General features: G+C 72.2%; 1 protein-coding gene. It reads left to right on the top strand.

Features of this window, described 5'->3' with window-relative positions; genetic code table 11:
* A partial coding sequence (locus GTY56_RS36100) for a beta-ketoacyl synthase N-terminal-like domain-containing protein (RefSeq protein ID WP_161369493.1) occupies positions 1-360 on the top strand: 360 nt, incomplete at both ends.

The following is a 360-nucleotide window of genomic DNA, read 5'->3' as shown; positions in this document are numbered from 1 at the left end:
GCGTTGCATCTGGCGGTGCGGGCGCTGCGCAGCGGTGAGTGCGATCTCGCCCTCGCCGGCGGTGCGACCGTGATGTCGACTCCCGATGTGTTCGTGCGCTTCTCCCGGCAGCGCGGAGTGGCCGCCGACGGCCGCTGCAAGGCTTTCTCCGCCGCGGCCGACGGCTTCGGACCGGCTGAGGGGGTGGGTGTGCTGGCGGTGGAGCGGTTGTCGGATGCGGTGCGTCATGGGCGTCGGGTGCTGGCGGTGGTGCGTGGTTCGGCGGTGAACCAGGACGGTGCGAGCAACGGGTTGACGGCACCGAGTGGGCGGGCCCAGTCGCGCCTGATCCGGCAGGCGTTGGCGGATGCGCGGTTGGGT

Origin of the sequence: Streptomyces sp. SID5643 (assembly GCF_009872555.1) — a bacterium.
Classification (GTDB): domain Bacteria; phylum Actinomycetota; class Actinomycetes; order Streptomycetales; family Streptomycetaceae; genus Streptomyces; species Streptomyces iakyrus.
Note: the sequence above shows the minus strand (reverse complement) of the source record. Positions and strands in the feature narration are given on the sequence as shown.